The organism is Sphingobacterium alimentarium, from assembly GCF_004342685.1.
GTDB classification, from domain to species: Bacteria; Bacteroidota; Bacteroidia; order Sphingobacteriales; family Sphingobacteriaceae; genus Sphingobacterium; species Sphingobacterium alimentarium.
Map to the genome: position 1 here is coordinate 36,970 of NZ_SMBZ01000026.1, position 12,269 is coordinate 49,238.

Genomic DNA, 12,269 nt, shown 5'->3' on the forward strand with positions numbered 1-12,269 from the left:
GGTTTCTGACAACCGCAATTTTTCACCGCACAAGATTGTACTCCTAAAGCTAGTATACACAGTAATCCGATGCAAAGGAGTAATTTTTTCATGATTATTTTTCTTTTCTATACAAGAGGATAAAGGCAAAGGTAGCCATTCCGATACCCAAACAGTCGGCATAAATATCATAAAGATCGGCCGTACGGCTGGACACATGGCGCTGGGCTTCTTCCGTAAACAAAGCAAAGATGACGGTACTTATCACAATTTTTGCAATTGTAATCCACTTATTACCTTTCCAACCTGATTTCATCGCTGACTCCCAGTATAATAGACTTGCGAGGACAAAGAAAATGCCCATATGTACGACTTTATCTACTCCTGGAAAAATCTCAAATTTACTTAGGTCCGGTAGATCGTTAGGTGGTAGTAATAAGATGATTAACATCACGATGGCCCAAACGATACCCCAAATATGGCTAAATATATATTTCATTGTTCCAAAAGTGTTATAAAACAATAATAAATCCTAATTATTTATACAATTTAACATACCCTAAAAATAAATTTTAAAATTATTTAACTGTAAATCAGTTAATTATAATTTTGTATACTACTATGTATTGCAAAGTACCTGCTAAAGGATATAACTTTGTATTGTTATGATAGCGGAAAATACACAAACGCAGATGCGAAAAGGGATACTGGAATACTGTATTCTTTCTATAATCTCCAAAGGCGAGATTTATGCATCAGATATAATTTCGGAATTAAAACGTGCCCAGTTGCTGGTGGTAGAGGGGACGTTGTATCCTTTATTGACACGTCTCAAGAATAATGGTCTGTTGAGTTATAATTGGCAGGAGTCAACATCGGGTCCACCAAGGAAATACTATCAAATCACACCAGAAGGTCAAGAGGTGCTGGAGAGGCTGGATAATACATGGAAAGAGCTTGTATATGCAGTGGAAACCTCGCTGCAAGGAAGAAACGAATCTAAAAACTAACAACAACAATAATATCTAAGGCTATGAACAAAACTATCATCATAAATATTAATAGCATTGTTTTTCACATAGAAGAAGAAGCTTATGAAGTGCTAAGGTCGTATATGATCGATATCAAAAAACATTTTGGTAAATCTTCGGACAGCCAAGAAATTTTGCAAGATATCGAGAATAGAATTGCTGAAATGTTTTCTGAGAAAATCAAAATTGGCCGCAAGGAAGTAATTTCTCTTGAAGATGTCAACCTAGTCATCAACCAAATGGGTAAAGTCAGTGACTTTGAAGGGGAAGAGGACGAAATCAGCGAAGAGACCAATCAGCCGCAGAGCGAATACTCGGATTCGTCGCAATCCACAGCGTCTACTACCGGATCCAGCACGATGGAGAAGAAGTTGATGCGTAATCCGGACGATAAAGTTTTCGGCGGTGTGTGTAGCGGATTGGCAGCGTACTTTGGTATCGAAACCAAATGGATGCGACTGATTTTTGCGTGTTTCTTTTTATTTGGCGGCTCCGGGGTAATGATTTATGTGATTTTGTGGATGGTCATGCCAGTAGCGATATCGCGTGCTGATAAAATGGCTATGAAAGGGGAGTCTCCGAATCTTCAAAACTTCAAAAAGAGCTTTGACGAAGAGCTTCAAGGCTTAAGTCCGAATTTCTCTAAGGCCAAATCCGAAATAGCACGAGGTACGACAGTGGTCGGATCGGGGATTTCTAGACTGGGTAGAGTGTTTTTGCGTCTGGTGGGCTTCTTTATCTTGGTAATGTGTGCAGTTACGTTATTAGGGTTGGCTATCGCTTGTGTTGGATTTATTACCGGAGTGTTGGGTTACCAACGTGAAATGGTATTTCCAGGTACCGAGTTTTTGAATACGCCGCAAGCTATTATTGCATTGATTGCAGGAGCATTGGCTATTGCAATACCATTTTTGGCCTTGTTACTGTTGATGGTACGCATCCTATTTAGGACTCAACCGGTCAATCATTACTATTCATTAGGCATGTGGGCTACTTGGATTAGCTCTATCATAGCGGTTACATTCTTCAGCTTTGTCGGTGCGCAAGAATTCAAAGAATCCAGCACGATCAAAGTCGAAAAGCAATTGGAGGCTCAAGCAGTATACTACATCACCGAAAAGGATGTACGCACGATTGAAGCTTCATCATCGGATAAAGAAGGTAAAAAGTTTAAGATCGAACTGGACGGTGAAGATTTGGAATATGCATTGCGCAATCACATCAGTATAAATTTTGAAAGCATTGATTCTCTTGCGAAGCCTTATATACAATATAACTATTTTGCACGGGGCAAAACTTATCAATTAGCCACTGCAAATGCTGCAGACATTAATTATTTGGCCAATCAGATTGACGATAAACTAATATTTAACTCACATTTTGGTATTAATCCAAAAAGAAAATATAGAGATCAGTCCGTATCGGTGACTATTTATTTGCCACAAGGTTCGCGTGTTGTGATTGATAATTCAATTCAATATAAATTAAGAAATCTCTCCTATTGGGATTGTAAGAAATCTTATGAATCTGAAGAAGAGATTAAGGCGACCGAATGGATAATGAGTAGAACGGGCTTACAATGTACACCTAGATTTTTGCCTGTGGCAAAAAATTCTGAAACAAAGAATGTAGAAGATTTAGTCAAAGAAGCTGAAAAACACGCGAAAGAGGCAGAGCAACACGCACGAAAAGTAGAGGAAGAGGCGAATAAAATAGTTACTAAGGTGACTAATACAGAAAGCTAACCCTCTTAATCTAAAACTCAAATATTTATTATGATGCCTTTTAAATTTTACAAAAAGGCATCATAATTATTCACCGACTTATTCTCCCATTTTACCGAAAATCACCCCTCATTGGTCTAATTCCGATTCTTTTCTCAAGCTGTCAGACCTAATTTTGGATTATCAAAAGAAATCGGAATTATAATAGAACCTTACTAAAATGAAAAGATTATTACACATAATAGGTTGTCTCGTTTTATTCATGCAACTAGCCATGGGACAACAGCAGAGTATTTCTGGTTATGTAAAAAACAAAGAGAACGGGCCAATAACGAATGCGTCGGTATTTTTGGTTACCGAACCCAGCAAAGGACTTATCAAGTCTGCCGTAACAGATGAAAATGGACAATATAAAATAGTGGGATTTCCGAAGGGAAATTTCAGAATTGAGGTCACCGCTGTTGGTTATACAAAAAGTGAATCAGCGCCTTTTAACGCTGAAACATCTTCGATAGTTATACCTGAGATTGTGATGAATGCATCTACTCAAGAGATTGCGGCAGTAAGTGTCGTAGGTGAATTACCTCAAATCAAACATTCCGATGGCAAATTAGTGATGAATGTAGAGAATTCTTCCATTAGTGCCGGTAATAATGCTTTGGAGGTGCTGAAACGAGCTCCTGGCGTGGACGTGGACAAGGATGATAATATCTCCCTAATGGGCCAACAAGGGGTAAATGTGACCATTGACGGCCGTCAAACTTATATGACCGGAGAACAATTGGCTGCATTCTTAAAAAACACAGACGGAGGTCAGATCAAAAGTATAGAGCTGTCGACAACCCGTTCGGCAAAAGATGATGCAGAAGGATCAGCCGGTGTTATCAATATCGTCATGAAGAAAAACCGCCTTGAAGGATTTAATGGTTCTTTCGTTGCGAGTGGAGCGAAAGGAGAAATGTATAAGGGCAACACCTCATTGAGTGTGAATTATAAGAAAAACAATTCTACTTTTTTCAGCAATTATTCCTTTAATAATAATAATTATGTTGAGGATATTAGAATTACGCGTCTGATTCCAGGCAACTCTGCAAGCACGTACTTTGACCAAGTATCTAGATTCAATAATGAAGAGAAAGGACATAATTATAAGTTAGGTTTTGAACAAAAAACTTCCGATCGAAATACTTTTATGATCCAATTCAATGGCGCGAACAGTAAAGAATATCAGTTGACTCCGGGCACGACTTATATGTCTTTGCCAAATACTAGTCCGGACTCGATAATGGTAGCGGATAATAATAACGACGAAAAGTTTTATCGCTATTCCATTAATATGAACAATGAATTTTTAATTGATTCTACAGGCAAAAAGCTTACAACAGATTTTGACTACAGTATGTTTAACACTTCGTCTATGTTGAACTACGCGTATTCCACTTACTTTCCAGATATGAGTTTGGTTCGAGATCCTGAATTTGAAAGAAGCGGTTTTGGCGTAGATATTAAGATTTTAGCTACCAAAGTGGATTACACGCAAAGCTTGGGAAAAGGGAAGATGGAGACAGGTGCCAAATACAGCAATGTGAGATCCGACAATGATGTTTTATTCCAAAATCTAGTAGGGTCAAATTGGGAAAATAACACCGCTCGCAGCAATACCTTCAATTACACAGAGCAGATCCTAGCAGGATATGTAGATTACAGCACTAATATCAAAAAATGGGGCTTGAAAGCAGGATTAAGAGGTGAATATACCATTTCTGATGGCCATTCGCCGACTCAAAATAAACGCGTGAAAAGGGATTATTTTGATATGTTTCCATCAGCGTCTATATCTTATAATGCGCATGAAAACCATGTATTGTCGATTAGCTATGCGCGTAAGGTGTCTAGACCGAACTATAGAAACCTCAACCCATTTGAGTATTATATCGACAAAAGAACTTTCAATAAAGGAAACCCTTATTTGAATCCACAATATAACGATGCGTTTTCTTTGAATTACTCCTTATTCAAGCGTTATAATATCGCCATTGGCAATGATTATACAAAAGGAGCAATGGTAGAAAGTATGGGTCAAGATACTGTTTTGAAAACAACTTGGGTGACCAGAGAAAATCTAGGTACGCAAAACACGACTTATATGAATTTATCTATTCCTGTGCGTGTAGGCAAAGTGTGGAGCATGTTTAATAATATCACAGGTATATATATGCACTTTAAGGGTCCGGTTGCAGGTTATTATATTAATCAAGGTTCAGCATTTGTACAAGGAAATATTAATAATAACTTCCGTTTCAATAAACAAGTATCTGCAGAATTGTCCATGAGATTTAACACACCTTTTATATACAATATGTACAAAATTCAGGCACGTTGGGGTACGGATATCGGGTTGACTTATAATCTTAAAGACGAACGTACAACATTGAAAATGGCCGTGACGGATATTTTCCACACAAATCACAACAATGTATTTACGAACTTCACAGAGTTCAACTCTAAAATTTATCAATACAGAGATGCACAGAACTTCCGCCTGACATTGACTTATCGATTTGGTAATCTTAAACAATCCATTCGCCGAGTAAATGATAGCAGTGAAGAGAAAGAAAGAGCTTTATAGTATACATTGGGTAATAAAATAGATAGCAAGATGACCGTGGACTTAAAAGTCTACTGTCTTTTTTATTTAGCTTTGTGTAATGAAATTTAAAAGTATAGGCGTTTTTTGTGCTTCAAGTCCAGGGTTTGATTCCATCTGGACACAATCGGCATATGATTTGGGCACATATTTAGCCCAACAAGGCATTACCTTGGTGTATGGTGGTGGACGAGTGGGGTTGATGGGTGCGGTTGCGGATGGTGCCCTTGCTCACCAAGGGAAAGTAATTGGTGTAATTCCTCATTTTTTGAATAGTAAAGAAATCGGACATGCTGGCGTGACGGAATTGATAGATGTGGATAATATGCACCAGCGTAAAATGAAGATGAATGACTTGAGTGAGGCTATCATAGCATTGCCCGGAGGGTTTGGGACGATGGAAGAGCTGTTCGAAATGATTACCTGGGCGCAGTTGGGTTTACACCAGAAGCCGGTAGGCCTTTTGAATATTAACGGGTTTTACGATCATCTGATTGCCTTCGTACAAAATATGGTGGATGTTGGCTTGCTGAATACGCAGAATCGCGATATGCTGCTGGTTTCAGATAATATTGAAGATCTTCTTCGAAAAATGGATAGTTATGTAGCACCAGACGTGCCAAAGTGGTTAAGTAGGGAAAAGAGCTAATTTAAAACAGTAAGATGCCAGTATCAGCAGATTTCAAATCCGTACACACGAAAAATTGGGAAGTTTACTTTTCTCAATGTTATCCCAATGGCGCGCTTAAATTGCCCGAATTGGCTAATATATTACAGCTTACCGCTGCGGAACACGCCGACTTGGGTGGAGTAGGATTTGATGATTTATCCAAATACGATCAGTCATGGGTAATGAACAGGTTGCGTATAGAAATCGGTGACTTACCACACTTCTCGCAGGAGATAGCAGTGAAGACATGGATTGAAGAATTTAAAGGTTTTAAGTCCACAAGGAATTTTGAGGTTTCACGTGAAGGAAAGAAATTGTTGGGCATATCATCTCTTTGGGCAATCTTCAATATGAAACGAAGAAGACCGGATACGCTTCAATTTGATACCTCTTATGTGGAGCAATTTCCCTACACCCATGCAACAGATTTGCCCAATCAGCGGATTGATTTGGATTTTGAGACGAATGAATCTTATACACAAAAGGTTGTATTTTCGGATTTGGATATTGTCAACCATGTCAACAATACAAAATACCTAGAGTGGTGTTTGAATTATTTGGATCCAGCTATTATTCTTCGTAATAAGATAAAAGCGATCGACATGAACTTTATCAAAGAATTAAGTTTGGGAGATACTATTATCCTAGAAAAGGGGACTAATGGAAACAGAATTGGATTTAAAATCCGAAAAGAAGAACAAATTTGCTTTGCTTGTGTTTTGGAGATAGAGAACTAATGATTTAACTTTCACCTATAATAATCAAGTTATGAAAAAAATTACATCCTTTATCGTATTAATTACCTGTCTTATCACCGTGGGGTATGCACAGAATAAGTCTATTGAAAAGCTGTGGGAAACCACCCAAGATATACATGTTCCTGAATCGGTGCTGTACAATGAATCGACAGATAAGCTATATGTGTCTATGATTGGCAAAGATGGAACAGACAAGGGAGAGATTGCTATCCTGAATACCGATGGCACGGTACAAAATGCCCATTGGGTCACCGGCCTCAATGCGCCTAAAGGTTTAGCTATTCATAAAGGATTGCTCTATATTGCGGATGTTACCAAAGTTATTGTTGTGGATATTGTTACGGCCAATATTGTGGACGAAATCGTAATAGAAGGTTCTACTTTTTTGAATGACGTGACTGTCGATGACACAGGCATCGTGTATATCTCAGACACTCGCGACAATAAGATTTATCAACTGCGCAACGGTAAGGTGAGCTTATATTTGGAAAATGTTCCTTCAGTTAATGGCCTCAAATATCATAATGGTGCTTTGCTAGCGCTGGCCGGAAAAGAATTCTGGTCGATCGATAGGAATAAGAATGTTACCGTATTTACCAAAGGATTCGAACAAGGTGGAGATGGTCTTGAACCATTAAAAGTCGGCGGCTTTATTGTCACTTGTTGGCCAGGGCTGATTTATCATGTTACTGCGACAGGAGAGATCCACAAAATACAAGATGTCCAAGGAAAAATGAATACGGCAGATTTGGGTTATAATCCAAAAGAATCCGTGATCTATATACCGACCTTCAACAACAATAGCGTTATCGCTTACAAATTGAAGTAAAATTATAAGGAGCAAAATGCTCCTTTTTTTTGTCTATAAGATTACTACATTTGTCTTGTCAAATAGAGTCATTATGCAAATCGAAAAACTGTACGAAATCTATAAGCAATTCCCTTCCATATTTACGGATACACGTAATATAAAAGAGAGTAGTATCTTTTTTGCGTTGAAAGGAGCAAATTTCAATGGTAATACATTTGCATCTCAGGCTTTAGAAAGCGGAGCAAGGTATGTGGTTGTTGACGAAGAAGAGTTTGTGAAAGGTGAGCAATATATTCTGGTAGAAGATGTGTTGAAATCTTTACAAGAGTTGGCCTTGTATCACCGCAAGCAATTGACAATTCCAGTTGTAGGAATTACGGGCACGAACGGCAAGACAACGTCAAAAGAGCTGGTTTACTCGGTATTATCCCAACAATTCCGCACCTATGCTACACAAGGTAATTTAAATAATCATATTGGAGTTCCTTTGACACTGTTGTCTATCGACAGCACCTATGAGGTTGCGATTATTGAAATGGGGGCGAATCATGTTGGTGAAATTGAGTTCTTAGCTAATATAGCATGTCCGACATTAGGATTTATTACGAATGTCGGTAAGGCGCACTTAGAAGGATTCGGTTCATTCGAAGGAGTGAAAAAAACGAAGGGCGAGTTATATGATTATCTTTCTCAGCGCGGAGGAACACTATTTTTACAAGCCGACAACCCGCATCTTGTCGAAATGGCCGCTCAGCGGGAATTCAGTAAAATAGTTAAATATGGTTTTACGTCCACCAACGATATTGTCGGAAAACTATTAATGGCCAATCCTTATCTTTCCATAGCATGGAAAGAAGGTCGTAAGTCAGAGACGTACGAAGTGTACACGCAGTTAACAGGATCTTACAATACCGAAAATATATTAGCCGCAATTGCTGTAGGTCTCGAGTTGGGGATGACTCCTTCCTCCATCAACGAAGGAATAGCGAATTATATTCCCAAGAATAACCGTTCGCAGATCACCAAAACTTCCCGTAATACCGTCGTGGCAGACTTTTATAATGCCAATGCGAGTAGTATGGCTGCGGCCTTGGACAATATGCAAGTGCTGACAGCTGAACATAAGGTCGTAATCCTGGGTGATATGTTTGAATTGGGCGACGAAGCGTTTGAAGAACACAAAAATGTTATTCTAAAAGCTAAAGCATTACATTTTGAACGACTAATATTTGTTGGAAAAGAGTTTTGTAAGCATCAGGATGAGGAAGCTGAGTTTTACAAGACGACGGAAGAAGCCGCGACCGCAATATCTTCACTACACGATAGCTTTATTTTGCTCAAGGCATCCCGCGGGATGGCATTTGAGCGCTTGTTGGAGGTATTATAGATCGGAGTCTTTTTTCATCTCGACGACCGGCAAGGATAAGTTGTAGCGTACGGAGATGATCCGAATAATAAATACTAAAGAAGCACTTATAAAGGCATTCCAGCCGTTATCGACTTTTAGATAGTTTAATAATACAAACAATAGAGCACCCGACAAACAAGCTGAGGCGTAAATCTCTTTGCGCAATATCAGTGGTGTTTCGTTGATTAATACGTCACGTATTACCCCACCCATAGCCGCCGAAAACATTCCTAGCATGATCGCCGCAATATTACTTGACTCGTAATCAATGGACTTCTGTGTGCCTACAACCGTGAAAAATCCAATTCCAATGGCATCGAATAATGTCAAGGTTTTGGCGAGAGTATAAAGTTGTTTGTTCGCGAGGACCGAAACAAATACACCTGCAAAAATCGCTAGTAGATAGTTGCCGTCTTCTACCCATACAGGACGGATATTTAAGAAAATATCTCTCATTGAACCTCCGCCTATTGCCGTGACAAAGGCCATGAACGTAGAACCGAATATATCTATTCCCTTCCTATGTCCGGCCATAGCGCCCGAAATAGCAAAGACCATGGTCCCAAGAAGATCAATAGTATATATGATATTCATGATGATGTATTTATAAACAATAATACATAAAATCGACATGAAATGAAAGAGGAGCCTTATAATAGGCCCCTCTCGGTATAAATAGTAGAATGGATGACGATTTTTAATTATTATGATTGCGGAGCTTGTCAGCTTCTACTCGTTGTTTATCACTGACCCTTTTAAGTTGATCCGTTGTAAACTTGGCGGTTTTGTCCGCGAATTCCTGTATGTTTTGTTTCCATTCCGGAGAGTTTACCATTTTTTCAATTTTTTGTGCGTTTTGCTCAATTTTAGAAATATGTTCTTGCCATTCTGCGGAATTAAAATGTTCTTCCATTTTTTTTGCGTGTGCCTCGAGGTGTTTTACTCTTTCTTTCCATTGAGGTGACTCAAAATGTTTTTGTACTTCCAAAGCATTCTTTTCGATAGCGGCAATCCTTTCTTTCCATTCCGGGGTATCGAATTTTTCAGAAATATTAAGGGCATCACGCTCTATTTTAGCAATTTTTTCCCGCCATTCTGGAGTATTAAATTGCTGTTCCATATCTTTTGCGTAAGCTTCGAGATTCTTGATCTTTTCTTGCCATTCTGCCGATTCAAAATGTTTTTCCAAATCTTTGGATTCTGTTTCCAGTCGTTTGGCTATTTTCTCTAGCTCTTTCTGCTTCTTCTTAGGCAAATGAACTTTGGAAGTATCAATTAGAGCGGAGAAGTTTAATACTTGTGCTGGGCTTGTTGATATATGCGGAGAATGCACTTCAGTCGTCTCTTCTATAAAGGTGGAGGTGCTAATCGTATTTTTATTCATTTTATTAGCTTCGGTCTCGGGATTTACCCAAGCAATAAATAGCAAGGCCAGCGCTGTGCACGAGATTGCTATGATCTGATGCTTAAAAGCAGTGTATTTTGTTTCCATTATATAATTATTTATTCTTTTGATTCTATGGAGTAAATTGTATTTATTATGTCCAGATAAAGCCATAGCCGTATGGCTGGCCTGTTCTTGTCTCAAAACCTCCACATGGAGTAAAGTTTTCGAGTACTCCAAAGGGCTTATGTGCGATTGAGTAACAAAGTCATCACAGGCTTGTTCGCGTTCAATTTTTACGTGGCGGCTTATTAGCCATACAAAGGGATTAAAGAAGAGGATAGTCTCGATGCTAACCGAAAAAAGGTTGAAGAGGTAATCATAGCGTCTGATGTGCGCTACCTCATGAAGTAGGATTGCTTCAGTATCTTTGAGGCTTATTTTATTTATGTACGCTGCCGGGAATATAATCAGCGGCTTGAAAACACCCATCGTGATGGGGCTAGTGACATAATCCGACACCAGCAATTGGATCCGGGACGAAATGTTGTGCTTTTGCATCATGGATTCCAAGAGGTCTTGCCATTGCCTTGGCACGATAGCCTGGCTTGTTTTCTTGATGCGGTTAAGCATACTGTAACTTTTGATGCACAGTGTAATTTGGACGATCAATCCTAAAGTGTATAAGGATACGATGTATGGAAATAAGTTGGCTATGGACCAGCTTGTATTCTGAAGGTAGGCTATATATAGAAATAATTCTTCTTGCTCTGAAATTAGGGATTGACCTGCCGGAATGCTGGAGTACTGTATATATTTATTGAATGTAAATACAAAGCAGGCAAAAACGATTACCTGTGCGATATAAGCTAGTATATATTTGGTTTTGGAACTCATATCGTAAAAGATGAGATAAATTCCGAATAGTATAATATATATGGATGCTCCTTGCCACAGCGAATGCAGTATACTCCAACCTATGGCATTGTTAAATATTTGGATAAGATTTTCCATGATTTATTCTTGTAGATTATCTAAATATTGTTTTATCAATTCTATTTCTTCTTTGCTGGCTTTGTGGTTGCCTAAAGCTTGCATGATGAGTCGTGACGTATTGCCGTTGTAAACGGTTTCGATAAAGCGATCCAAAAATTCATGCTGGATTTTCTCTTTGCCGATAGTAGCCTTATATAGGTGGCTCTTTGCGCTAGTATCGCGAGAAACCATTCGTTTTTCCAGCATTATTTGCATCAATTTTAATATAGTCGTATAGCCTACGTCTTTCTTGTCGAGAGTTTCGTATACCTCGCGCACCGTACAGGGGCCTTTATTCCAAAGGACCTGTAGTATTTCCATTTCGCTTTCTGTCGGTTTAATCATTGTATTGTTCTACGAATGTTTTCGTATATCTAATCTACGAAGTGTTTCGTATTTTGCAAACATTATTTTCGATTTTAATATAATTTAACATTTATCCTACTTATATCTTAGTATAGGGGCTATTAGCCAATTTTATCCTTCAATCTTTCAGCGACTTACCTTGTGGAGTAAAAATATATCAGTGTAAAGCTTGGAAGCAATAGGTAATGTTGCCTATCTTTGCACCACTCCGCAAGGGAGCAGCGGTTCTTCGGAACGATGAAATACAGAGTTAGATACGGTTTAAACTGCGAAATCAGTTAAAACAAAAGAAAAAAAACTTCAAATAAAATTTGCGGTTTAAAATAAAGTTTCTACCTTTGCAGTCCCTTCGGAAACGAATGGGGTTAAAAAAAAGATAAGTACAGCCGTAAGGCTCGAAATATAAGCAGAAGCGCGATGCGGATGCGATAGAAGTTCTTTAAGAAAATGATCATG

Annotated in this window: 11 protein-coding genes; 7 read left to right on the plus strand and 4 right to left on the minus strand. The window is 38.6% G+C overall.

Going from position 1 to position 12,269, the window contains the following annotated elements; all coding sequences use genetic code 11:
- Positions 1-94: 94 nt before the first annotated feature.
- Positions 95-478 carry a VanZ family protein gene (locus EDC17_RS10400; protein ID WP_132778017.1) on the minus strand — a complete coding sequence of 128 codons (384 nt, stop codon included), beginning with the start codon at positions 476-478 and terminating at the stop codon, positions 95-97.
- A 166-nt stretch (positions 479-644) separates the two neighbouring features.
- Here EDC17_RS10400 and EDC17_RS10405 point away from each other — a divergent pair, with 166 nt between their 5' ends.
- From EDC17_RS10405 to EDC17_RS10435, 7 genes are all read left to right on the plus strand, one after another.
- A complete protein-coding gene (locus EDC17_RS10405) occupies positions 645-989 on the plus strand; it encodes a PadR family transcriptional regulator (RefSeq protein ID WP_132778018.1) in 345 nt (114 codons plus the stop codon).
- Between the two features lie 23 nt (positions 990-1,012).
- Positions 1,013-2,755, plus strand: coding sequence for a PspC domain-containing protein (locus tag EDC17_RS10410; RefSeq protein WP_132778019.1), 1,743 nt, complete (start codon positions 1,013-1,015; stop codon positions 2,753-2,755).
- Positions 2,756-2,954: 199 nt separating this feature from the next.
- Positions 2,955-5,363 (plus strand): outer membrane beta-barrel family protein, encoded by a 2,409-nt coding sequence (locus tag EDC17_RS10415; protein ID WP_132778020.1) that lies wholly within the window; start codon positions 2,955-2,957, stop codon positions 5,361-5,363.
- 79 nt (positions 5,364-5,442) lie between these two features.
- Positions 5,443-6,030, plus strand: coding sequence for an LOG family protein (locus tag EDC17_RS10420; protein ID WP_132778021.1), 588 nt, complete (start codon positions 5,443-5,445; stop codon positions 6,028-6,030).
- Positions 6,031-6,044: 14 nt separating this feature from the next.
- Positions 6,045-6,788 carry an acyl-[acyl-carrier-protein] thioesterase gene (locus tag EDC17_RS10425; protein WP_132778022.1) on the plus strand — a complete coding sequence of 248 codons (744 nt, stop codon included), beginning with the start codon at positions 6,045-6,047 and terminating at the stop codon, positions 6,786-6,788.
- Positions 6,789-6,819: 31 nt separating this feature from the next.
- On the plus strand, positions 6,820-7,638 hold the full coding sequence (locus EDC17_RS10430; protein WP_132778023.1) for an SMP-30/gluconolactonase/LRE family protein: 819 nt from the start codon (positions 6,820-6,822) through the stop codon (positions 7,636-7,638).
- Positions 7,639-7,711: 73 nt separating this feature from the next.
- On the plus strand, positions 7,712-9,007 hold the full coding sequence (locus tag EDC17_RS10435; protein WP_132778024.1) for a UDP-N-acetylmuramoyl-tripeptide--D-alanyl-D-alanine ligase: 1,296 nt from the start codon (positions 7,712-7,714) through the stop codon (positions 9,005-9,007).
- On the opposite strand, the gene EDC17_RS10440 is transcribed toward EDC17_RS10435, so the two are convergent.
- The 3 genes from EDC17_RS10440 to EDC17_RS10450 form a co-directional block, all read right to left on the minus strand.
- Positions 9,002-9,622, minus strand: a complete 621-nt coding sequence (locus tag EDC17_RS10440) for a trimeric intracellular cation channel family protein (RefSeq protein WP_132778025.1) — start codon at positions 9,620-9,622, stop codon at positions 9,002-9,004. The two genes, EDC17_RS10435 and EDC17_RS10440, sit on opposite strands and share 6 nt — an antisense overlap.
- A 103-nt stretch (positions 9,623-9,725) precedes the next feature.
- A complete protein-coding gene (locus tag EDC17_RS10445) occupies positions 9,726-11,426 on the minus strand; it encodes a M56 family metallopeptidase (protein WP_132778026.1) in 1,701 nt (566 codons plus the stop codon).
- 3 nt (positions 11,427-11,429) lie between these two features.
- On the minus strand, positions 11,430-11,768 hold the full coding sequence (locus tag EDC17_RS10450) for a BlaI/MecI/CopY family transcriptional regulator (RefSeq protein ID WP_243646117.1): 339 nt from the start codon (positions 11,766-11,768) through the stop codon (positions 11,430-11,432).
- Positions 11,769-12,269 lie beyond the last annotated feature (501 nt).

Bases quoted from the DNA above. Each gene is read 5' to 3' on its own strand.
- EDC17_RS10445 (WP_132778026.1), bottom strand. From the start codon at position 11,426: ATGGAAAATCTTATCCAAATATTTAACAATGCCATAGGTTGGAGTATA.
- EDC17_RS10435 (WP_132778024.1), top strand. From the start codon at position 7,712: ATGCAAATCGAAAAACTGTACGAAATCTATAAGCAATTCCCTTCCATA.
- EDC17_RS10440 (WP_132778025.1), bottom strand. From the start codon at position 9,622: ATGAATATCATATATACTATTGATCTTCTTGGGACCATGGTCTTTGCT.
- EDC17_RS10410 (WP_132778019.1), top strand. From the start codon at position 1,013: ATGAACAAAACTATCATCATAAATATTAATAGCATTGTTTTTCACATA.
- EDC17_RS10400 (WP_132778017.1), bottom strand. From the start codon at position 478: ATGAAATATATATTTAGCCATATTTGGGGTATCGTTTGGGCCATCGTG.
- EDC17_RS10420 (WP_132778021.1), top strand. From the start codon at position 5,443: ATGAAATTTAAAAGTATAGGCGTTTTTTGTGCTTCAAGTCCAGGGTTT.
- EDC17_RS10415 (WP_132778020.1), top strand. From the start codon at position 2,955: ATGAAAAGATTATTACACATAATAGGTTGTCTCGTTTTATTCATGCAA.
- EDC17_RS10405 (WP_132778018.1), top strand. From the start codon at position 645: ATGATAGCGGAAAATACACAAACGCAGATGCGAAAAGGGATACTGGAA.
- EDC17_RS10430 (WP_132778023.1), top strand. From the start codon at position 6,820: ATGAAAAAAATTACATCCTTTATCGTATTAATTACCTGTCTTATCACC.
- EDC17_RS10450 (WP_243646117.1), bottom strand. From the start codon at position 11,768: ATGGAAATACTACAGGTCCTTTGGAATAAAGGCCCCTGTACGGTGCGC.
- EDC17_RS10425 (WP_132778022.1), top strand. From the start codon at position 6,045: ATGCCAGTATCAGCAGATTTCAAATCCGTACACACGAAAAATTGGGAA.